Raw genomic sequence first — 20988 nt, forward strand, 5'->3', positions numbered from 1 at the left:
GTGCAAACCCGTGAGAAGGCTCGTCAACCAGGAGTCCTACTGTTGTCAGTTGTGAGTAACCCTGCGGTCGAGATCACCGGGCTGGTGAAGCGTTACGGCGCGACGACCGCGGTCGACGGCCTCGATCTCAAGATGCACCGCGGCCGGCTGCTGGCCTTGCTCGGGCCGAACGGGGCCGGGAAGACGACCACGGTCGAGATCTGCGAGGGCTTTCTGCGCGCGGATGCCGGCCGGGTGCGCGTGCTCGGGCTCGACCCGGCGCGGGACGGCGCCGCGCTGCGGCCGCGGATCGGCGTGATGCCGCAAGGCGGTGGCGCGTATCCCGGCGTGCGGGCGGGCGAAATGCTCGGGCTCGTCGCCGCGTGCGCCGCCGAACCCCTGAATCCGGCTTGGCTGCTGGACATCCTCGGACTGGACGGCGCCCGCCGCACCCCGTTCAAGCGGCTCTCCGGCGGTCAGCAGCAACGCCTGTCACTGGCCTGCGCGCTCGTCGACAGGCCCGAACTGGTGTTCCTCGACGAACCGACCGCCGGCATGGACCCGCAGGCGCGGCGTCTGGTGTGGGATCTGCTGGGCGCACTGCGCGCGGACGGCGTGAGCGTGCTGCTGACGACGCACCTGATGGAAGAGGCGGAAGCACTGGCCGACGACGTGGTGATCGTCGACCACGGCAAAGTCATCGCCGAAGGCACGCCCGCCGCGCTCACCGCCGAGGAAGGCGACGCGGCCCAACTGCGGTTCAAGGCCCGGCCCGGGCTCGACACCGAACTACTGGCGGCCGCACTGCCCGAGGGCTACCGGGTGCACGAACCCGCCCCCGGCACCTACCAGGTGCTCGGCCGCGTCGATCCGCAGGTGGTGTCGACCGTGACGTCGTGGTGCGCGCAGCAGGGCGTGCTCGCCGAGGAACTACACGTGGGCAGGCGGGACCTGGAAGAAGTGTTCCTCGAGCTGACCGGGCGGGAGCTGCGCTCATGAGCACCTTCGCCCCCGGCACGTTCACCCCGAAGCCCGGCGCCGGGCGCCGCAGCCGGATGCTGCTGCGGCACGCCAAGGTCGAGGCGAGCCTGACGCTGCGCAACGGCGAGCAGATCCTGCTGACCCTGTTCATCCCGCTGGCCCTGCTGATCGGCCTGACCCTGCTGAACATCGTGCCCTCCGGCGACCTCGGCCCGGTGTCCAAAGTGGACTGGGTGACGCCGCGGATCTTCGCGCTCGCGGTGATGTCCTCGGCGTTCACCGGGCAGGCCATCGCCCTGGGCTTCGATCGCCGCTACGGCGTGGTCAAGCGGTTGTCCGCGACGGCGCTGCCGCGCTGGCTGCTGGTGGCCGGGCGGATCGTGGCGGCGCTGGTCGTGGTGGTGCTGCAGGTCGTCGTGCTCGGGGTGGTCGCCGCGGTCATGGGCTGGTCCCCGTCCGCCGCCGGGGTCGCCGAGGCGGTGCTGCTGCTGGTGCTCGGCACGCTGAGTTTCGGCGCGCTCGGGGTGCTGCTCGGCGGCTCCCTGCGGGCCGAGGCGGTGCTGGCGCTGGCGAACATCGTCTGGTTCGCGCTGCTGCTCGGCGGCGGCATCCTGCTCGCCCCGTCCGCACTGCCGGCGGGCGCGGCGGCGGTCGTGGAGCTGCTGCCGTCCGGGGCGCTGGCCGAAGGGCTGCGCGAGGCGCTGGTGAACGGAACCCTGGCGTGGCAACCGGTTCTCGTGCTGATCGGCTGGGGTGTGCTCGCCGGCGGCCTCGCCACCCGGACGACGAAGCTGACCTGAGCGACCCGTCTCCGCGGGACCAAAGTCCCGGCGCTTATTCTCGGTTCGTGGCTTTGAACTCGCTCGTCGCCCGGTTGCCCTATCCCTCGCGCGGCGTGCAGAAAGGCGTCGGCCTCGCCGCGATCGTGGCGCAGGCCGGCATCGGCGTGACCGGGTCGGTCGTCCGGGTCACCGGCTCCGGCCTCGGCTGCCGGACCTGGCCGCAGTGCCAGCCCGGCAGCATGGTGCCGGTGCGCCACGACGAGCTGCACGCGGTCACGCAGTGGATCGAGTTCAGTAACCGGCTGCTCACCGGGCTCGTCATCGCCGTCGCCGCGATCGCGGTGCTCACGGCCTGGCGGGTGCACGCCGACCATCCCCGCAAGCGGCTGCTCGCGCTGGCATGGACGATGCCGGGCGGGGTGGTCCTGCAGGCCGTCGTCGGCGGCATGACCGTGCTGGCGAAACTGGAATGGTGGACCGTCGCGATCCACTTCCTCGCCTCCACTCCCCTGATCTGGTGCGCGGTCCTGCTGCTGCACGGGTTCCTCGAAGGCGACGAACCACCGCGTCCGCTCGTGCCGCCCGCCGCCCGCACATTGCTGGTGGTGCTCACTGTCGCGATGTGGGCGGTCCTGGTCGCCGGCACGACGGTCACCGGTGCGGGCCCGCACGGTGGCGACCCCGACACCCACCGGCTGGACGCGCCCATCGAAACCCTCGCCAGGGTCCACAGTGGACTTCTCGTCGGGTACCTGCTCGTCCTCGCCGTGTTCGGGCTGATGCTGCTGCGCGCGGGTGCGCCGAAACGGCTGTGGCAGCGTTACGCCGCGGTGTGGCTGGTCGCCGTCGCACAAGGCATCCTCGGCTTCGTGCAGTACGCCCTGGGGGTGCCGGAAGCCCTGGTTTCCTTGCACGTGCTGGGTTCCGCGCTCGTCATCATCACCACGGCCGCGCTGTGGTGCGCCGCCCGTGACCGGGGTGCTCCCGCGCCGCGGGCGAACTTCCCGGAACCGGCAGGCGAACTGACGGCAGCCGGCTGAAATGTCCCGACCACCAGAAATCATCCTGCCGTAATGCCATCGCGGCCCGATCGCCAGAACCGGGTACTAGGCTCGGCAGTACCAGGCGCGGATTGTCCGTTTTCCGCGCAGGAACCGGAGTGAGGTCAGAAGCCCGCATGAGTGCCACCGACATCCGCCCCGGCGCGAAGCCGCTGATTTCGCACCGCCGGGGCACCGGCCAGATGCTCGTGCTCAAGGCGTTCCTACTGGTCCCCTTCGTGGCTTTGATCGCCGCGCTGCCACTGGCCTGGGGCTGGGGACTGAACTGGGTCGACCTGGCGCTCGCCGCGGTGTTCTACGTCCTGGGAACGCTCGGCGTGACCGTCGGGTACCACCGCTATTTCACGCACGGTGCGTTCAAGGCGGCCCGGCCGCTGCGGGTCGCGCTGGCGATCGCGGGCAGCATGGCGGTGCAGGGGTCGGTGATCTTCTGGGTGGCCAGCCACCGCCGGCACCACGCGTTCGCCGACCGGGAGGGCGATCCGCACTCGCCGTGGCTGTTCGGCACCTCACCGGTGGCGCTCGTGCGCGGGTTCTGGCACGCGCACATGGGCTGGATGTTCCAGCGGGAGGTCACCAACTACGACCGGTTCGCCCCGGATCTCGTGGCCGATCGCGACCTGCGGGTGGTGAACCGGTACTTCTGGCTGTGGATCACGTTGAGCCTGGCGCTGCCCGCGGTGCTGGGCGGCCTGCTGAGCTGGTCGTGGTGGGGCGCGGTGACCGGGTTCTTCTGGGCTGGGCTGGTGCGGATCGCGTTCCTGCACCACGTGACCTGGTCGGTGAACTCGATCTGCCACATGATCGGTGACCGCCCGTTCGCCAGCCGGGACAAGGCGGCCAACTTCTGGCCGCTGGCGATCCTGTCGATGGGCGAGTCCTGGCACAACTCGCACCACGCCGACCCGACCTGCGCCCGGCACGGCGTGCTGCGCGGCCAGGTCGACGTGTCGGCGCGGGTGATCTGGTTCTTCGAGAAGGTGCGCTGGGCCTGGGATGTCCGGTGGCCCAAGGCGGAACGCCTCGCCGCGAAGCGCGCCAAGGCGGCCTAGCCGCTGGTCTGCCGCCCGGCCGGCGCCAGGTGCCGTGCTTCCGGCAGGGCACCGGTCGTGGCCCAGGCCAGCAGCAGCACCGTCGCACCACAGCCGGCGATCACCCACCATGCCGTGGTGGTGCGGCCCGCGGCGATCAGCGCACCGGCCGTCGCGACGCCGAGCGCCGAGCCGACCTGCCGGCCGGCCGCGACGATCGCGGCCGCGACCCCGGCCTGGTCGCGGGGAAGCCCGGAAACGGCGGTGTTGGTGATCGGGGCGTTCACGAAGCCGAAACCGATGCCGAACAGCACGAAGGCGGGATAAATCAGCACGTCGCTGCTCTCGGCGTGCGCGGCGGCCAGCAGGATTCCGGCCGCGGTCAGCCCGGCGCCCGCGACCAGCAGCGGCAGGCGGGGACCGTAGCCGGCGAGCAGCCGGCCGGACAGCGGCGAACTCACCAGGCCCATGGCGGCCATCGGCACCATGTGCACGCCCGCTTCGAGCGCGGAAAACCCACGCTCGCCCTGGAAATACAGGGTGGTGGCGAAGAGGAACCCGCCGAGTGCGGCGAAGGCGCACACCGCGGTGATCATCGCGCCGGTGAACGAGGCCCGGCGGAACAACCGCAGTTCGATCAACGGCTCGGCGCGGCGGGGTTCGTAGATCAGCAGGCCGACGAGCGCGACCACGGCGACGGCCGCCCCGGCCAGCGGCGCCCGGCCCCCGGACGGTGCTTCGATGACGGCGTAGGTCACCGACCCCAGCAGTGTGATGACCAGCAACTGGCCCACCGGATCCACCCGGCGGGGGCGCGCCGCCCTGGACTCGGGCACGAACCGCGTCGCCAGCACCAGCGCGGCGAGTCCGATCGGGACGTTGACCCAGAAGATCGCCCGCCAGCCGATGGTCTCGACCAGCGCCCCGCCGAGGATCGGCCCGGTCGTCATGCTGATCCCCGCCACGCCGCCCCACCAGCCGATCGCCCGCGCCCGCTCGCGCGGGTCGACGAAAGTATTGGTGACGATGGCCATCGCGACCGGGTTCAACATGGCGCCGCCGACGGCTTGCAGCACCCGGAACACCACCAGCCACGGCAGACTCGGCGCGAGAGCGCACAACGCCGAGCCGAAGGCGAACGAGGCCAGCCCGATGCGGAACACCCGGCGCCGGCCGATCCGGTCCGCGGTCGACCCGCCGAGCATGAGCAGCGAAGCCAGCACCACGAGATAGGCATCGATCGTCCATTGCAGACCCGCAACCGACGCGTGCAGTTCCCGTCGCAGCGAGGGCAACGCCACGTTGAGCACTGTGTTGTCGAGGCTGACGACGAACAATCCCGCGCAGCAGATCGCGAGGATGACCCACCGCTGCCGTGCGCCGGGCTCGGTCATACGTCCGCGAGATTCGTCCGCAGCAGGCCGAGGAACTCCTCGCGCAGCTGATGTAGTTGGGCCTCGTCCATGAGCGCGTACCGGGTGTGCAGGTCGAAGGCGGCCGACTCCCCCGCTCGGCGCAGATAGCCCAGCAGGTCGAACTTCACCCCGCAGCCCAGATCCCGGTAGCTGGGCCGCCGCAACGTCGCCGCCTGGTCGGGTGGGACGTCCATCAGCGAGATGGCCACCGTGGTCAGCGGAAAGCGGTCGTCGTCGGGCTCGGCGCCGACGTCGGCCATCACCTGGTCGTATTGGTAGTCCTGGTTTTCCATCGCACGGACGGTGCGTTCCTGCAGCCGCTGTACGAGGTCGGTGAAGGAGTTTTCCTCGCCCGAGCGGTGCCGGATGCCGACCAGGGAAATGAAATTTCCGATGAGATGCTGGAACTCGGGACGGGTCCGGCCGGCCGCCGGGGTGGCGACCACCAGGTCCGCCCGGCCGTACAGCTCGTGGACCAGCAGGAAATACGCGGCGAAGTAGACGGAGAAAGCGGTTACACCTTGCGCGCGGGCGAACCGGTCCACCTGTGCGGTCAGGTCGTCGTCGATCGGGAACTGGTAGGCCACCCCCCTGGCCGGATCCTCGACCGCGTGCCGGACCGGCAGCAACGGCCGTTCGTATCGGTCCGCGAAGACCTCTCGCCAGTATTCGCGCGGCGCCGGGTCGTCGCCTCGTTCCGCCCGCCATGCGATGTAGTCGCGGTAGGAGATGGGCAGCGGCGGCAGCTTTTCCGGCGGAGTCCCGCCGAGCACTGCGGTCAGCTCCCGCCGGAACAGCTGCTGGCTGAACCCGTCGGAGACGAGGTGATGGACGTTCCACAGCAGGGTGGCGCGGTCGTGAAACCGCACCAGGGTCGCCCGGAACAACGGCGGCGCGGCTGTCGGCAGCAGCGTGTAGGACTCCGCGATCCGGAGGCGGTCGACATTCGCGGTGTACTGCTCCTCGGACAGGTGCGACAGATCGACGGTCTCAACGGTGAAATCCACGCTGTCGGCGAAGTGCTGGACGTCTCCGTCGAACCAGGCACGGAGGCTGTCGTGGCGGTCCACCACCACACCGAGCGCCCTGTGCACCGCGGCCGCGTCCGTGCCGTCAGGCAACGTGAACAAGGCAGGCATGTTGGCCCAGGTGCGGTTGCCCTCGGGCAGGAAAACGTTGCGGTAGCGGCGTTGTTGCGGAGACAGTCCAGTGGTCGCCACCGGCTCCCGCCGGGGAATCGGCGCCTGCTCGTCGGCGGCCCGCGCGCGGACCGCGGCCAGCAGGTTGGCCGGCGTGCGCAGCTGGTAGATCTCCCGCATCTCGATCCGGCGTCCGGTGGCATTGAGCAGCCGGGTGCTCAATTCGGCGGAGTCGAGCGAAGTACCACCGAGAACGAAGAAGTCGGCGTCGGCGGACACGGAACCGAGCACTGCCTCGAAGGCGTCGAACACCGCCCTGCCCACGGAATCGAGGCTCTCGCGGTCGTGCGACTCGGGACCGGTGGCGAGCGGGTCCGGGAGCGCAGACCGGTCGATCTTGCCGTTGGCCGCGAGCGGAAGTTGGGGCAGGCTCAGGAAAACCGACGGTACCTGGGCTGCGGGAAGCCGCTCCCCCAGCCACGTGCGCAGGTCCTCTCCGGCGGCGGCACCGACGTAGTAGGCCGCCAGGTAGGTGGCGCCGTCGGGCCGGGTCCGCGCGGTCACCACGGCGTCGCGGACTTCGCGGTGGCCGCGGAGCAACGCGGTGAGCCCTTCCAGCTCGACCCGGTTGCCGTTGATCTTCACCTGGAAGTCCGCCCGCCCACGCAGGTGCAGCAGGCCGTCCCCGTCCACCACACCGAGATCACCGGTGCGATACCAGACTTCCCCGCTTTCGGAGACGAATCGCCGGGCTGTCTCGTCCGGGTCGTCGAGGTACCCGCCGGTGCGGTGCGGAGTGCTGATCCACACCTCCTCGTCGACGAGGCGGAAGTCCGTTTCGGGAAGCGGGCGGCCCACCGGCTGGATGCCAGGAACCGGTTCCCCGATCTCGTGGCTGAACTTGGCGAGGGTGGTTTCGGTGGGACCGTAGAGATTCACCACGCGAGTGTGTGGAAACTGCTGTCGCCAGGCCGTGACGGTGGTGTCGGGCAGTGGTTCGCCCGCGAGGAATGACAGCCTCAGCGCGGCCTGCTCCCTCGCCGGGGCCGCCGTCGCGAGCCAGCGCGCGGCGAGGCTCGGCACGGTGTGCACGACGGTGATCCCGGCCTCGCGCAGCCAGCCGATTATCCCTCCATTGTGGACAGCGACGTTGTCCGGTGGGACGCAGATGGTGGCGCCGGCGGCCAAGGGGGTGAACACATCCCGGAGGACGACGTCGAAGGAGAGCGCGGTGAGCTGGGCGAATCGGTCGCCGGGACCGATGGCGAACCGATCCCGTTGCCAGCGCACGAAGTGGGCGATCGCCGACTGCCGCCCCACGACCGCCTTCGGGGTCCCGGTCGTGCCCGAGGTGAAGAAGATGTACGAGCCCACACCCGGTTCGCCGGCGTGGACGGGCAGGGCGTCGAGGACTTCGCCGGTGCTCGTGATCCGGTGCACCGGCAACTCGGCCGGAAGACCGGTCGCGGAGGTTTCGTCGGTCACGAGGACGAGATCGGCCGCAGCACGTTCGGTCATGAACACACGGCGAGCCGCGGGCAGTTCGGGATCCACGGTGACCAACCGCACCGGTGCGGTCATCGCGGCCAGCACCGCGACCACGAAACCCGTGCCCCGCCGTCCGGTGACGGCCACCGTGGCGGCACCGGCGTCGCGCAGCCCTGAGGCGAGCGCGTCGGCTGCGTCGACCAGCTCCCGGTAAGTGAGGCTAGCCTCGGGGGCCTCCACCGCGACCGCCTCCGGGTGGCCTGCCGCGACTTCCCGCACGAGATCGGCAAGCGGGGCAAGGGATTCCAGCGATACCACGACGTTCTCCTGTTCTACCCGCGCGGTAGTTCGGCCAGCATTTCGTCGACGGTCACCACGCGGGCGCAGCGCCCGGCCGCGTAGCGAAGCGCAAGGTCGTGCTCTTCACGGGAGAAATCCGCGGTCGCGTCCGCCACCAGAAACGCCTCGATGTCACGCATGAACGCGTCGGTCGCGGTCATCAGGCAACCGATGTGCGCGTAGATTCCGGTCACCACAAGCTGATCCCGGCCCCAAGCGTCGAGCAGCCCGGCCAACTCGGTGCGGTGAAAGGCGTTGTAGCGCCATTTGGTCAGTTTCGTGTCGCCCGGCAATGGAGCGAGGTCGTCCACGATCGCGGCGTCACCCTCCGCCGAACCGACCCCGGCACCCCACATGTCCAGCTGCAACCCCCGCTGCTGGGGAGTCTGACCACCTGGCTGCGCCGAGTACACGACCGGCACGCCGAGCTCACGACACCGCGCGATGAGCGACCGGATGCCCTCGATCAGCTCCGTCAACGGGCTGGCTCCGGCGGGAAAGGCCCGGACGAAGTGGTTTTGCATGTCATGGACCAGCAGCACGGCACGGTCCGGGTCACACTTCCAGCCGACCCGGTTGGCCGGCAGCTCCGCCGCGGTAGGCATCCGGTACGGCGCGATCGAAGGCAGACCACTCACCGTGCCACCCCCAGCGCACGCAGCAGGGTACCGAATTTGGCCTCGGTCTCGGCCAGCTCACCGTCCGCAGTGGACTCCGCCACCACGCCCGCGCCCGCGAACAGCCGCAGGGCATCGCCCTTGACCTCGGCACAACGGATCGCGAGCGCCCACTCCCCGTCACCGCGCGTGTCGGTCCAGCCGACCATTCCCGAATAGAACCCCCGGTCGACCGTCTCGAGCTCCCCGATCACCGCCCGGGCGAGCGTGGTCGGGTGGCCGCAGACGGCCGGTGTCGGATGCAGTGCCTGCGCGAGGTCGAGCGCCGTCAACCCGTCCCGCGGAGTGCCGGTGATCCGGGTGGACAGATGCCACATCGCGCCCGTCCGCATCAGCTCGGGCTCGGCCGGGACGTCCAGGCTCCGGCACAGCGGGCCGAGCACGTCGGCGACCGCGTCGACGACCACCTTGTGCTCACGCCGGTCCTTGGCCGAGCGCAGCAGCTCGGTGGCGTTTCGCCCGTCGCGCCCGGGATGGGGATCGCGAGGCGCCGATCCCGCGAGCGGGTTGGCCACCATCGTCCCGTTTCGCTGCGACACGAGTAGCTCCGGGCTGGCTCCGACCATCGTCCGGTCACCGAGGTCGGCGGCGTAGATGTAGGCGTACGGGTCGCCTGCGGCCAGCGCGGCGAGCAACCCGGCGACCGGAATCACCCGGTCCGCGGTCAGATCGGCGGAGCGGGCGAGCACCACCTTGTCCAGCTCGCCCTCCGCCATCCGCCGGAGCGCGCTGGAGACGGCGGCCCGGTACCCGTCCGCATTGTCCTCGCCACGAGACCACCGGATCCCGTCCAGCGCGGCCGGCCGGGGGAATCCGGCCGCGCCGGCGGGTTCGGCGCGGCGGACGGCGGCGGACACGCCCAGCCGCGCCGGACCGGTGCGGTCGAAGGGAAGTACGCCCACGAGCACCGCGTCGGGGCCGGCGACGGCGAGTGCGGCCAGCGCCGCGTCCGCGGAGGCCAGCTCGTAGCCGGGATCGTCCGCCAGCAGCACGCCGCGCGGCGACGACAGGAAGAAGGATTCCGGCCGGTAGTCCCGCAACAGCGTCGTCGCGAGGTCCAGCCGCGGTGTTCGTGCACCCAGCAAAATTCGTTCCTTTTCGTTGCGCGAGGCGGAAAGCGGTCAGGCGCGCAGGGTCGCCCCGCCGTCGACGTAGAGGTCATGCATGGTGATGTGCCTGGCGCGATCGGACACGAGGAAGAGCACCGCCTCGGCGATGTCCACGGGCTCGGCGAGCCGGCCGAGCGGGATGCCCACCCGGTACTCCTCGGGAACCCCTTCGATGACCCGCCGGGCACCGTCCTCGTCCCACAGCGCGCGTTGCATGTCGGTGTCGGTCGAGCCGGGAGAGACGATGTTGCAGCGGACACCGTGCTCGGCCAGCTCCAGTCCCAGGCACCGGACGAACATCGTCGAAGCCGCCTTGGCCGCGGCGTAGGCCGCCATACCCCGGCGGGGTACCCCCGCGGCGTTCGACCCGATCAGCACGATGTTGCCCTTGCCCCGGGCCGACATCCGCCCGGCGACGGCGCGGCAGAGCCGGAACACAGCGGTCGTGTTGACCGCGAAGGTCGCCGTCCAGTCCTCATCGGAAATGTCGGTCACCAGCCCCGGCCGGAGAATTCCCGCGACATTTACCAGAGTGTTCACCGGCCCCAGTTCCCGTTCCACCCGCGCGACCAGATCATCGGCCGCGTCTGCCGCCGCGACGTCCGCCGGATACGCGTGCACGTGCGGACCGGCCGTGTCCGCGAGCTCCTCCGCCCGCATATCGACGGCGGCAACCACGACGCCGTTTTCGGCCAGGACACGGGAAACCGCGGCACCGATACCGCGAGCCGCACCCGTGACCAGCGCCACACCGGCATTGTCGAGATCAGTTCCCATACCAGGCCCCGGTTTAAGACATATGAACGAATAACCCCTGTTGTTGGAAAATCTTATCCGGGACGGGTAATCGCACTCCACCGAAACGACAGGTGCTTGATGATGATTTGAGATTTGCCCGCGGTGGCACCGGACTCGAGGCGGGGCTTGCCCCGTGCGAGAGTGCGCCGGGGTGCTCAGGAACCGGGTTTCCGGGCTAGCGGCCGGCCATCCGGTGCCGGTGCGCGGGACCGATCTTGACCGCGCCGACCGTCCTCGCGTCCCACTCGGCCGGTTCCAGGTCCTCGACCGCCTCGATGAGGGCCGCGCCGGTGTCCGCACCGGGCACGATCACGTCGCCCAGTGCGCCGTCCGCACCGATGAGCACGACCCGTGCCCCCGCCCGGCCGATGGTCTCCACCACGCCCTTGGCCGGCTTGCCGTGCTCGGCAACGAACCTGCGCGCCGCCGCCAGCTGGCGGGCGGTCGGAGCCGGAGTCTTCTCATCCTGTTCGGCCACACCAGGAATGTACAACGGCACGAATCATCTCCGCAGGGCCGGTGTGCGGTGCCTAAGGTAAGGGCACCAGCACTGACCAGCAGGAGGACCTCATGCCCAGCGCAGTACAGATCCGGCGGACCGGCGGCCCCGAGGTACTGGAACTCACCGGGGTCACCATCGGCGATCCCGGACCCGGCCAGCTGCTCGTGGACGTCGCGGCGGCCGGGGTGAACTACCTGGACACCTACCAGCGCAGCGGCCTCTACTCCATCGAGCTGCCGGCGGTGCTGGGCCTGGAAGGCGCCGGCAGGGTCGTGTCGGTCGGCAAGGGCGTGACACAGTTCAGGCCGGGCGACCGGGTCGCCTGGCAAAACGCGTTCGGCAGCTACGCCACCCAGGCCCTGGTGCCCGAGCGGGTCGCGGTAGCCGTGCCGGACGCGGTGTCCGACGAGATCGCGGCCGCCTTGCTGCTGCAGGGCATCACCGCGCACTACCTCGCGCGCTCCCTGTACCCGGTCGCCGAGGGCGACAACGTGCTGGTGCACGCGGCAGCGGGCGGAACCGGCCTGCTGCTGACCCAGCTGGTGAAGGCGCGCGGCGGCCGCGTGCTCGCCACCGTGTCGTCCGAGGAGAAGGCGAAGCTCGCCCGTGAAGCCGGGGCCGACGAGGTGATCCGCTACGACGAGGTGGATTTCGCCAAGCAGGCGCGCGAACTCACCGGCGGCGAGGGCGTGGCCGTGGTGTACGACGGGGTCGGCAAGAACACGTTCGACGGCAGCCTCGCGAGCCTGCGGGTGCGGGGCACGCTCGCCCTGTTCGGGGCGGCGAGTGGTCCGGTCCCGCCATTCGACCCGCAGCGCCTCTCCGCGGGAGGCTCGCTGTTCCTGACGCGGCCGACGGCCTACGACTACATCCGCACCCGCGAAGAACTCACCTGGCGCGCCGACGAGCTGTTCCAGTCCGTTGTGGACGGTAAGCTGACCGTCCGCATCGGACACCGCTACCCGCTGGCCGAAGCCCGCCAGGCCCATGAGGACCTGCAGGCCCGCCGCACCACCGGCAAGCTTCTCCTGCTGCCCTGATAGAAAGCCGGGTGGCCGCCGGACGGCCACCCGGCTTCCCGTCAGTCGTGTTACACGCCGACGGCGGCCCGCAGGGTCTCCTTCAGCGAGCTGGTGGTCGCGATGACCGCCGTGGGCTCGTAACCGCAGTGTGCCATGCAGTTCGCGCAGCGCGGATCCTTGCCACGGCCGAACTTGTCCCAGTCCGTGTCCTCGATGAGCTCACGCCAGGTCTTGGCGTAGCCGTCGTCGAGCAGGTAGCACGGGCGCTGCCAGCCCAGCAGCGAGTACGACGGGATGCCCCACGGCGTGCACTCGAAGTCCCGCTTGCCCTCGATGAAATCGAGGAAGAGCGGCGAGTGGTTCAGCCGCCACTTCTTGCGGCGCCCGTCGGCGAACGCCTTCGAGAACAGCTCGCGCGTCTGCTGCACACCGAGGAAGTGCTCCTGGTCGGGCGCCTTCTCGTAGGCGTAGCCCGGCGAGAGCTGCATGTTGTCGACGCCGACCTCGTCGTTGAGGTAGTCGAGCACGTCGATGACGTCCTGCGGGGTGTCGGTGTTGAAGAACGTGGTGTTCGTCATCACCCGGAAACCCTTTTCCTTGGCCAGTTTGATCGCGTCGACCGCGGCCTGGAAACCACCCTCCTTGCGCACCGAGGCGTCGTGCTTGTCCTCGAGGCCGTCGATGTGCACCATCCACGCGAAGTTACGGTGCGGCTTGAACTTGTGGATGTGCTTGGGCAGCAGCAACGCGTTCGTGCACAGGAACACGATCTTGTTGCGCTCCAGCAGGATCCGCGTGATCTCGTCGATCTGCGGGTGCATCAGCGGCTCGCCACCGGCGATGGACACCATCGGCGCGCCGCTCTCCTCCACCGCGCCGACCGCCTGCTGCACTGGCATCCGCTGCTTGAGCAGATGGGCGGGCTGCTGGATCTTGCCGCAGCCACCACACTTGAGGTTGCACGCGAACAGCGGTTCCAATTCCACCAGAACCGCGTACTTGTCCTTGCGCTGCAACTTCTGCTTCGCCAGGTACGCGCCGAGCCGGATGGACTGGCGCAACGGCATTGCCATGATCTACCCCACCTCTCGAGGTAATGTGAATCGGACGTCTTCGTCGGCCACCTGGCTGTCCCGCACCGAAGTGCGGCCGAGCCCCGCCAGGCACTGGGTCAGCTCCTCCACCAGATGCGGCGGCGCGGAAGCACCCGCGGTGATCCCGATCCGCCGCGCGCCGGCAAGCCAGCGCATGTCCACTTCGGACACATCATCGATCAGGTGCGCCCGCGCCCCGCACCGTCGTGACACCTCCACCAGCCGTTTCGAGTTCGACGAGTTCGCCGACCCGAGCACGAGCACCACGTCGGCGTGTTCGGCGACCGCTCGTACGGCACGCTGCCGGTTCGTGGTGGCGTAACAGATATCGTCGCGCCGCGGCGCGGCCATCCCCGGAAAACGCGCCCGCAGCACGGAAGCGATCTCCTCGGCCTCGTCGACGGCCAGTGTCGTCTGCATCGCGTACGCGACCTTGCCCGCGTCGGGCACCCGCACCTGCGCGGCCACCGACGCGTCCTCCACCACGATCACCTGCCCCGGGGCCTCCCCGACGGTCCCTTCGACCTCTTCGTGCTCGGCGTGCCCGATCAGCAGCACCGTGTCCCCGCGCGAGGAGTACCGGCGGACCTCGTTGTGCACCTTCGTGACCAGCGGACAGGTCGCGTCGATCAGCCGCAGGTCCTTCGCCGCCGCGGCCTCGCGGACGGCCGGTGCGACGCCGTGCGCCGCGAGCACCGTGGTGGCGCCCGGCGGCACCTCGTCGACCTCCTGCACGAACACCGCACCCAGCTGTTCGAGCCGGCGCACGACGTGTGCATTGTGGACGATCTGCCGCCGGACGTACACCGGGGCGCCGTACCGTTCCAATGCCCGCTCGACGATCTCGATCGCCCGGTCCACGCCCGCACAGAACGACCGCGGGCTGGCGAGCAGGATCTCGCCCGGCCCCGCGGCCGCGCACCATTCCCGCAACACCGGCGCCGCCGTGTGCAGCGAGCGCAGGCCGGTGATCCCGCGGCGCACCGTGCCCGGCCGCAGGAGTGGATGGTCCGGAGTGTCCACAATGGCCCGGACCACGGCCAGCGGCCCTGGCACCGCGGCGAACTGGGCAGACTCCATGTCCACCGCCAGCGCCCCCCGCTCGGCGAACCGGTCGCGGTCGGCGCCGTCCACCAGCGCGTCGGACGAGGCGATCGGTCCGGTGTGGACGGTCAGGCCGGCCCGCCGCAACGCGCCCGCGAGCAACGGCGCCGATTTCAACGGCACGGGGCCGTCCGGACCATCGATCCGCGTGGCCACCACGACATCCCCGGGACGCACCCCTTCGGCGACCGCTCCCCCGATCCCGGCCACGACAACCGGGGTGCCCTCGCCGAGCCGCTCGACCGAATCCGCGGTGCGGCGCGGACCGATTCCCGTGTGCAGCACCCGGACGCCCGGCACGCGCAGCGCGGCGGCCTCCAGGTGCATGGGAGCGCAGACGACCCCGGTCATGCCGGGCTCTCCGGTGCCAGGTACCGCCCGAGCGCCGAGATCGGGAAGACCAGCCGGTACAGGTGGTAGTTGATGTAGAAGTCGCCGGGGAAACCGGTGCCGGTGAACTGCGGCTCGTCCCAGGTACCGTCGGCACGCTGGGTCCGCGCGAGCCAGTCCACCCCGCGCTCCACAGTGGACGATTCACGCTCGCCGGCCGCGAGCAGCGCCAGCAGCGCCCACGCGGTCTGTGACGCGGTCGAGTCGCCCTTGCCGACCCAGGCCGGGTCCCGGTAGGAGCGCAGGTCCTCACCCCAGCCACCGTCCGCGTTCTGCACCTGTTCGAGCCACGCCACCGCCCGCCGGATCACCGGATCGGCGGGGGAAACCCCGGCCGCGACGAGCGCGGGCACAGCCGCCCCGGTGCCGTACAGGTGGTTGGCGCCCCAGCGGCCGAACCAGGATCCGTTGTCCTCCTGGGCATCCAGCAGCCAGCGCACCCCACGGCGGCACTCAGTGGTGCCCGCAAGCCCTTCCGCCGCCAGCATTTCCACCACATGCGCGGTAACGTCCGCCGAGGGCGGATCGATCACGGCACCGAAGTCGCAGAACGGCAGTTTGGTGGTGAGCTCACGCGTGTTGTCCGCGTCGAACGCGGCCCACCCACCGTCGGAGGACTGCATGCCCTGCACCCACGTGATCGCCCGCTCGACAGCGCCCTTGAGCCGTGGCCGGTCCGGGAACGCCGTGCGGCGCAAGGCAAGCACGATCTCGGCGGTGTCATCAGTGTCGGGATAGATGTCGTTGGCGAACTCGAACGCCCAGCCGCCGGGCGGGGTGGCCGGGCGCTTCACGGCCCAGTCACCCGTGACCCGGATTTCCTCGCCCAGCAACCAGTCCGCGGCCTGCACCAGTGCCGGATCGTCGGCGGGCACGTGTGCGTCGTGCAGCGCGGTCATCGCGAGCGCGGTGTCCCACACCGGGGACTGGCAGGCTTCCAGCCGCCGCACCCAGCCGTCCGGCGTCTGCTCGCGGACGATGAACCCGTCGAGGCCCTTCAACCCGGCCTTCATCGCCGGATGCTCGAAGGAGTAGCCCAGCAAATGCAGTGCCAGCAACGAATACACCCATGGCGGCTGGATACCGCCCCACGAGCCGTCCGCCTCCTGGCGGGCGAGGATCCATTCCGCGGCCTGGCGCATCGCCCACCCGCGCATCGGTTTCACCGGCAGCTTCGCGTAGGTGTGCAGCGCCTTGTCCAGGTACTCGAACGCGCCGGACCACGTCCACGGCTTGAGGTTCTTGCGCGGCCGTTTGCCGGTGCGCAGCTCGTCCACGCCGAAAGCCAAGGGACGCACCGGTTTCAGCGTGGCCACTACGGTCAACGGCACCACCGTCTGCCGGGCCCAGCAACCCCAGTCGTAGACGTTGAGCGGGAACCACGAGGGCAGGAAGATCAGCTCCGGCGGCATGTTCGGCAGCTCGTCCCACGACCACAGGCCGAACAGCGCGAGCCAGACCCGGGTGAACACCCGGCTGTTCTCCAGACCCCCGTTGGCCAGTACGAATTCCTGCGCGGCACGCATGTGCGGTGCGGCGACCGCGTCACCGGCCAGCCGCAGCGCGACCCATGCCTCGATCGTGGTGGACAGCTCACCCGGCCCGCCGTAGAACGTCGCCCAGGTGCCGTCTTCCCTTTGCTGCGAACGAATCCAGCGCGCGGCCTCGTCGGTTTCGGTCGCTGTGCGGATACCGAGGAATTCCCGCAGCAGCAGATCCTCGGCGTCCATCGTGACGTTCGTTTCGAGCTCGCCCTTCCACCACCCGGCGCTTTCCTGCAGCCCCTTGAGGTGCGCGACCGCGCGCGCCAGCGTGCCGGCTGCGTCGGTCGCCTCCGCGGTCGCCGCGGGCAGTGCCGTGACGGTCATCAGGCCTCCCTCGTGACGATGAATTCGGCCAGCGACAGCAATTCCTCGCGCGGGCGCTCGGGAACGCCGACCGCTTCGAGCTTGTGGCGGCCATCGGCCATCCGGCGGTAGGCCTCGTCGAGCGCCCACTTGCGCCCGCCTGCCTGCTCGATCAGCCCGGCGGCATGCCGCACGGACTCCTCCCCCGGCGTGTCCGGGCGCGCGAGCCAGTCCGCCAGCTCGCGCCCCAGCGCCCCGCCGTGCGTGATCGCGTACGTCACCGGCAGGCTCTTCTTGCGCGCGTGCAGATCGGAGAACACCGGCTTGCCGGTCACCGCGGTCTCGCCCCAGATCCCGAGCACGTCGTCGACCAGCTGGAAGGCGAGGCCGAGATCGGCGCCGAAGCCCGCCAGCGCTTCGATCACCGGCTGGGGCGCACCGGCGAGCACCGCCCCGATCGCCGTGCTCGCGGACAGCAGCGCGCCGGTCTTCCCGGCGGCCATGTCGAGACATTCGTCGAGACCGACGTCGTTGCGCTGTTCGAACGAGACGTCCAGCACCTGACCGCGGATGAGTTCGTTGGTGGCGTCGGCGAGCAGCCGCGCCGCGGCGAACGAGCACGGCGCGTCGCCGTCGAGCAGGATCTCCTGTGCGAGCGAAAGCATCGCGTCGCCGGTGAGGATCGCACTCGCCGCGCCGCGCACCGTCCATACCGTCGGCCGGTGGCGGCGCTCGGTGTCGCCGTCCATCAGATCGTCGTGCAGCAAGGAAAAGTTGTGCACCAGCTCCACCGCGACCGCACCGGGAAGGCCCACCTCGGCCTCGGCACCGGCGGCCTCCGCGGACAGCAACGCCAGCGCGGGCCGCACAGCTTTGCCGCCACCCTCGGTCGGGTTGCCGTCGAGATCGGTCCAGCCCAGGTGATAGTGGGCGGTCGAGCGGCTGATGGGGTCGAGCCGGTCGAGCGCCGCACGCATCGCGGGCAGGATGGTTTTCCGGCCCTGTTGCAGAGAATCGAGCACCGCGGTCATCAGCTGTCCTTCCTCCTGGAAAGGAAACGAGTCCGGTCGGGACGGGCATCGAGGAGGGCGGCCGCGGCCGCGTCACCGCTGCGCACGGCACCCTCCATCGTCGCGGGCCAGCCGGTGGCGGTCCACGCACCGGCGAGCACGAGCCCCTCGGCCGCCGTGACGGCTTGCGGGCGCAACCCGGCGGTACCGGGCGAGGGCCGGAACGTGGCGTGGCGCTCGCGGGTGACGAAGAAATCGCGCACCTCCACGCCCTCGGACCGGGGCAGAACCTGCCGCAGCGCGGGAAGAATCCGCTCACGGATTTCCCGCACCGGGACGTCGATGAGATCGTCGGCGGCCGACAGCGACACGGCCACGTACTGTCCACTGTCCACACCGGACTGACGAGTGCGGTCGAAAACCCACTGCACGGGGGAATCGACCGCCGCGAAGAACGGCTCGGTCAGCACCGTGCGGTCGAAAACCACGTGCACGTTGACGATCGGGGAGCTGCCGAGTTCCCGCGCCCAGCCGGCGGGAAGGTCGACGGCACCAGGCGGCAGCAGCCGGTGCGCGACATCCGGCGGCACCGCCAGCACCACCTGGTCGGCGAGCACCACCGAATCGCCGGCGACGACCCGCCATCCACCGTCCACACTGGACAGTTCGGTGACCTTGGTGCCCAGCAGCACCTGGGCACCTGCCTCGGTCAGCCGTGCCTTGGCCGGTTCGCCGTGCAGTTCGCGCAGCGGAACTTCCGACCAGCCGATGTCGGCCGCGGCGGCGTCGGTGAGCAGGCCCAGCTGGAACACCGTGGCGGCAAGGGAAAGTGATGCCGCCGTGGCGGGAGCGTTGAGCGTCGCGATGCCGACCAGGTCCCACAACTTCGTGATCGCCTGCTCGCTCTGGCCGTGCCGGCCCAGCCAGTCCCCAAAGGACTGCGCGTCGGTCGCCGGTGCCGCCGGGTCCACCCCGCGCAGCGCGAGCGCGGCCGTCGCGAACTTGAGCCGGTCCCCCAGCGGCAGCGGCCGGTACTTGAGCACCGAGTCCGCCAGGTGCAGCGGCGCGGGCAACCCGTTGCGCCGCAACCACACCGGCCGTGGCTGCCGGGGTGAGCGGACCTGGATCGCGAGCTTCGGCTGCAGGTGCACCTTGCCCGTCACCCGCAACCGGTCGAGCAGGTCCAAATAGGACGTGCAGCAACGGAGGAACACATGCTGCCCGTTGTCCACGTCGAGCTCGCCACGGCGGAAGGAATGCGTGAGCCCGCCGAGATGTCCTTTGGCTTCCAGCAATGTCACGTCGAGACCCGCGTCCGCGCAGCGAAGTGCGGCGGTGATGCCGGCGAGCCCTCCGCCGACGACCACAGTCCGTGCGCTCACGCCGGCCGTCCGGACAGCGCACGCGCCGCCACTGTCAGCTTTTCGCGGCCGGACAAGGAAAGCCGGCGGTCGAACACGAGCGAAGGCTGGTCGTTGATGCGCTCCAGCAGCTGCCGGTAGATGCCGGCCATGGCAAGGCAGGACGCCTTGCTGCGCCAGTCGAGCAGCGGCGCGAGTCGCAGCCCGTCGGCATACCATTCGCGGGCGCGATCGGCACTGTGCCGGATGAGCGCGGTGAGCCCGCGGCCGGTGTCGGTCAGCCTGCCCTGCTCGTCGACGGAAAGCTCCACCCCGAACGCGTCGAGATCCTCCTGCGGCAGATACACCCGGCCGTTGAGGAGATCCTCGCGGATGTCGCGCAGGATATTGGTCTGCTGCAAGGCGATGCCGAGCGCGTCGGCGTACCGCGAAGCGTCGGGATGCGGCTTGCTGCCGAACACGCCGAGGCACAACCGCCCGATGGAACCGGCCACGCAGCGGCAGTACGTGGTCAGCTCCTCGAAAGTCTGGTACCTGCGGCCCTCGATGTCCATCCACACCCCGTCGAGCAACTCGTCGAAGGCGTTCAGCGGGATCGGGTAGTGCTTGGCCGCGTCGGCGACGGCGACCAGCACCGGGTCGGTCGTGGTGTCCAATTCGGCCAGTGACTTCCGGACGGTGTCGAGCTGGTCGGCCTTCTGCTCGATCGGCAGCTCCCCGTCACCGATGTCGTCGACCCGGCGTGCGAGCGCATACACCGCGCACAGTGCGGCGCGCCGGCCCGTCGTCAACAGCCGGATACCGTAGTAGAAATTCCGTGCCTCGGTCTTGGTGATCCGTTCACACTCGGCATACGCGGCTTCGATATCGGTCAACGACGGCCTCCCCGCACCAGCAGCTTCACCAGATGTATCAGCACGTCCCGCTTGCGGGGCCGGGGTGTCACGGAAAGCACGTCCCAGTCCGCGCGCCGGAGTGCGTCGACGGTTGCCAGGCCGCCGGCGAGGTAACCGGCGATGGCCAGGCGCGCCCAACCCTGCAGCAGTCCGACGAGTGGCGCACCTGCGGTCAGCTGATCGAGTGCTTTGCCTGCCTGCGCGGCGACGGCCCGCCGTACCGCCGCATTCGCCGTGCCCGCGTCCAGGTCGGACTCGGTCACCCCGAACCCGTCGAGATCCTCCCGCGGCAGGTAGATCCGGCCGGCGCGCTTGTCCTCCGCCACGTCCTGGCAGTGCTCGATGAGCTGCAGGGCGGTGCAGACCAGATCCGAGAGGCGTTCGGCCTCGGGTGAGCGGACCCCGAAGATCCGCAGCACGATGCGGCCGACGGGATCGGCGGACAATGTGCAGTACTGGGCGAGCTCGGCCTGCGTGGCGTACCGGGTGACCTTCTGGTCCTGCAGGTTGGCACGGACCAGCCGGTCGAAGGGCTCCCGCTCCAGTTCACGCGCGTGGATGGCCGGCACCAGGCGGCGCAGCACCGGGGTCGTGGGCTTCCCTTCCCACGCCCGGGAAAGATCCTCGCGAAAGCGGAGCAAAGCGGCGGTCCGGTCGCCTTCCGACTCATCACCGATATCGTCGATGGCACGTGCGACGTCGTACACCGCGCCGAGGTCACGGCGGAGCGCACTCGGCAGTATCCGCAGTGCTACCGGGAAGTTTTCCGCTTGTTTCTTTTCGGCCAGTATCTCGTCGGTTGGCGTGACAATGGCCGCGCCGACCGTGTCGGAGCCTGTCGATACCGGCTTCATCGGCCCATAATCCATCGGAGCGGAGCCGGAATTCTTCGCACGGGAAACAAATTCCGGGAACGTCGGGTTATCACGAGCTGACAGTCTTAACCCGAACGAAGTACGGCCT

General features: G+C 70.0%; 18 protein-coding genes. 5 read left to right on the forward strand and 13 right to left on the reverse strand.

The window, feature by feature from the left end; all coding sequences use genetic code 11:
* Positions 1-51 precede the first annotated feature (51 nt).
* The 4 genes from GKO32_RS17975 to GKO32_RS17990 all read left to right on the forward strand — a co-directional run bounded on the left by GKO32_RS17975 (position 52) and on the right by GKO32_RS17990 (position 3855).
* On the forward strand, positions 52-978 hold the full coding sequence (locus GKO32_RS17975) for an ABC transporter ATP-binding protein (protein ID WP_312868038.1): 927 nt from the start codon (positions 52-54) through the stop codon (positions 976-978).
* Positions 975-1760: an ABC transporter permease gene (locus GKO32_RS17980; protein WP_154758049.1), complete on the forward strand. Its 786-nt coding sequence runs from the start codon at positions 975-977 to the stop codon at positions 1758-1760. The genes GKO32_RS17975 and GKO32_RS17980 overlap by 4 nt, the downstream gene beginning before the upstream one ends.
* A gap of 47 nt (positions 1761-1807) precedes the next feature.
* On the forward strand, positions 1808-2782 hold the full coding sequence (locus tag GKO32_RS17985; RefSeq protein WP_312868039.1) for a COX15/CtaA family protein: 975 nt from the start codon (positions 1808-1810) through the stop codon (positions 2780-2782).
* Between the two features lie 137 nt (positions 2783-2919).
* The gene (locus GKO32_RS17990; RefSeq protein WP_154758050.1) at positions 2920-3855 is read left to right on the forward strand and encodes an acyl-CoA desaturase; all 936 of its coding nucleotides are present in this window, start codon (positions 2920-2922) and stop codon (positions 3853-3855) included.
* Here the strand turns inward: GKO32_RS17990 and GKO32_RS17995 are convergent.
* From GKO32_RS17995 to GKO32_RS18020, 6 genes are all read right to left on the reverse strand, one after another.
* Complete coding sequence (locus GKO32_RS17995; RefSeq protein ID WP_154758051.1) at positions 3852-5228, reverse strand: MFS transporter; 1377 nt, start codon at positions 5226-5228, stop codon at positions 3852-3854. The genes GKO32_RS17990 and GKO32_RS17995 overlap by 4 nt on opposite strands.
* Positions 5225-8194 (reverse strand): amino acid adenylation domain-containing protein, encoded by a 2970-nt coding sequence (locus GKO32_RS18000; protein WP_154758052.1) that lies wholly within the window; start codon positions 8192-8194, stop codon positions 5225-5227. Before GKO32_RS18000 ends, GKO32_RS17995 begins: the two co-directional genes overlap by 4 nt.
* 14 nt (positions 8195-8208) lie before the next feature.
* Entirely contained in the window at positions 8209-8820 is a 612-nt protein-coding gene (locus tag GKO32_RS18005; RefSeq protein WP_154758104.1) for an isochorismatase family protein, read from the reverse strand.
* A gap of 29 nt (positions 8821-8849) precedes the next feature.
* Positions 8850-9977, reverse strand: a complete 1128-nt coding sequence (locus GKO32_RS18010) for an isochorismate synthase (protein ID WP_154758053.1) — start codon at positions 9975-9977, stop codon at positions 8850-8852.
* Positions 9978-10013: 36 nt separating this feature from the next.
* On the reverse strand, positions 10014-10778 hold the full coding sequence (locus GKO32_RS18015) for a 2,3-dihydro-2,3-dihydroxybenzoate dehydrogenase (protein ID WP_154758054.1): 765 nt from the start codon (positions 10776-10778) through the stop codon (positions 10014-10016).
* A 196-nt stretch (positions 10779-10974) separates the two neighbouring features.
* A complete protein-coding gene (locus GKO32_RS18020; protein WP_312868042.1) occupies positions 10975-11277 on the reverse strand; it encodes a hypothetical protein in 303 nt (100 codons plus the stop codon).
* A gap of 92 nt (positions 11278-11369) precedes the next feature.
* Here GKO32_RS18020 and GKO32_RS18025 point away from each other — a divergent pair, with 92 nt between their 5' ends.
* A complete protein-coding gene (locus GKO32_RS18025; protein WP_154758055.1) occupies positions 11370-12341 on the forward strand; it encodes a quinone oxidoreductase family protein in 972 nt (323 codons plus the stop codon).
* 50 nt (positions 12342-12391) lie between these two features.
* Here GKO32_RS18025 and hpnH read toward each other — a convergent pair whose 3' ends face one another.
* The 7 genes from hpnH to hpnC are packed head-to-tail and all read right to left on the reverse strand — an operon-like array spanning position 12392 to position 20879.
* Positions 12392-13396, reverse strand: a complete 1005-nt coding sequence (gene hpnH, locus GKO32_RS18030) for an adenosyl-hopene transferase HpnH (RefSeq protein ID WP_154758056.1) — start codon at positions 13394-13396, stop codon at positions 12392-12394.
* A 3-nt stretch (positions 13397-13399) separates the two neighbouring features.
* A complete protein-coding gene (gene ispH, locus GKO32_RS18035; RefSeq protein WP_154758057.1) occupies positions 13400-14872 on the reverse strand; it encodes a 4-hydroxy-3-methylbut-2-enyl diphosphate reductase in 1473 nt (490 codons plus the stop codon).
* Positions 14869-16779 carry a squalene--hopene cyclase gene (shc, locus tag GKO32_RS18040; RefSeq protein ID WP_154758058.1) on the reverse strand — a complete coding sequence of 637 codons (1911 nt, stop codon included), beginning with the start codon at positions 16777-16779 and terminating at the stop codon, positions 14869-14871. Before shc ends, ispH begins: the two co-directional genes overlap by 4 nt.
* Positions 16779-17789, reverse strand: a complete 1011-nt coding sequence (locus tag GKO32_RS18045; RefSeq protein WP_154758059.1) for a polyprenyl synthetase family protein — start codon at positions 17787-17789, stop codon at positions 16779-16781. The genes shc and GKO32_RS18045 overlap by 1 nt, the downstream gene beginning before the upstream one ends.
* Entirely contained in the window at positions 17789-19150 is a 1362-nt protein-coding gene (gene hpnE, locus GKO32_RS18050; RefSeq protein WP_312868043.1) for a hydroxysqualene dehydroxylase HpnE, read from the reverse strand. Before hpnE ends, GKO32_RS18045 begins: the two co-directional genes overlap by 1 nt.
* The gene (hpnD, locus tag GKO32_RS38435) at positions 19147-20004 is read right to left on the reverse strand and encodes a presqualene diphosphate synthase HpnD (RefSeq protein WP_208024451.1); all 858 of its coding nucleotides are present in this window, start codon (positions 20002-20004) and stop codon (positions 19147-19149) included. Before hpnD ends, hpnE begins: the two co-directional genes overlap by 4 nt.
* Positions 20001-20879: a squalene synthase HpnC gene (gene hpnC / locus GKO32_RS18060; RefSeq protein ID WP_154758062.1), complete on the reverse strand. Its 879-nt coding sequence runs from the start codon at positions 20877-20879 to the stop codon at positions 20001-20003. The genes hpnD and hpnC overlap by 4 nt, the downstream gene beginning before the upstream one ends.
* Positions 20880-20988: the final 109 nt, after the last annotated feature.

It is taken from the genome of Amycolatopsis pithecellobii, assembly GCF_009707865.1.
Lineage (GTDB): Bacteria > Actinomycetota > Actinomycetes > Mycobacteriales > Pseudonocardiaceae > Amycolatopsis_E > Amycolatopsis_E pithecellobii.